This window comes from Oleiphilus sp. HI0080 (assembly GCF_001635135.1).
On sequence record NZ_LWFU01000923.1, the window covers coordinates 1 to 1,111 of the forward strand.

The 1,111-nt window shown below is 47.2% G+C and carries 1 protein-coding gene and 1 pseudogene; both read right to left on the reverse strand.

What is annotated here, in order from left to right; all coding sequences use genetic code 11:
• Positions 1 to 643, reverse strand: a 643-nt coding sequence (locus tag A3751_RS18095) for an EF-P lysine aminoacylase GenX (protein WP_197466476.1), incomplete at its 3' end; no start/stop codon positions are given.
• Between the two features lie 73 nt (positions 644 to 716).
• A pseudogene (locus A3751_RS18100) lies at positions 717 to 1,091 on the reverse strand (elongation factor P); the annotation flags it as partial.
• Positions 1,092 to 1,111 lie beyond the last annotated feature (20 nt).

Here is a 1,111-nt window from a genome sequence, read left to right on the forward strand (position 1 = left end):
CATCCTTTTCGATTCGCGCGAGCGATGCTTGACTAGCAGGATAGTCCATTAAAAAACAAGGCTCGTTAAAGCCAAGGGTTGGCTCAATACAATGACTAACCAGCAAGTCCAAACAGCCATCCCGGTCTAACCCAAGAGCATCGCAGCCGGTTCTTGTTTTGCAGCAATCTCGCAAATCACTCAGCGAAGCCTGGAACGGGTTAATCTCCAGAACATCATGAAACGCTTTCTTATAACTAAGCTTCCTGGGCTCGGGACAACCCAATACGTGACACACAAGTGTCGCTACTTCACTCATTAGCTCGTCCAAGCTCCATCCAACACGATACCATTCCAACATCGTAAACTCAGGATTATGACGTGCGCCCACTTCATTGCGCCGAAAGCTTTTGCAAATCTGATAAATATCACCACTACCATCGGCAAGCAGGCGCTTCATTGCAAACTCTGGCGAGGTCTGCAAAAAAAGCACTGACTCTTCCTCTATACGAAGACTATCGAGGTAAGGGTCGGTCGAACCTGAACGACTTAGAACAGGCGTTTCTACTTCAAGCACATTCCGCTCAAAGAAAAAAGCCCGCAACTGAGCGTACAGCTCAGCGCGGGCTTTTATAGCATCATGCGTGCAAGCAGACTGCCACATGCAAGTACCTCGAAACTCTATTTTGACTTAAGCCTTTAGCTATTTGATAAGCCTTTAGCTATTTTATCAGCCTTTAGCTCTTGGCTCGGCTAACGTAATCACCAGTTCGCGTATCAATTTTCAACACCTCACCGATGTTAATAAACAATGGAACGTTTACCACAGCACCGGTAGTTAATGTTGCCGGCTTGGTACCGCCCTGTGCAGTATCACCTTTGAGGCCAGGATCCGTTTCAACCACTTCCAGCTCAACAAAGTTTGGTGGGGCAACCGTCAATGGCGCGCCGTTATATAGCGTAACCACATATACTTCTTGTTCTTTCAACCATTTTACTGCGTCTTCTACTGCTTTTGCATCTGCGCCGTGCTGCTCGAAAGAACCGTCCGTCATCATGAAGTGCCAGAACTCACCATCTGTGTATAGGTACTCCATGTCATGTTCCATGACATGGAGTACCTATACACAGA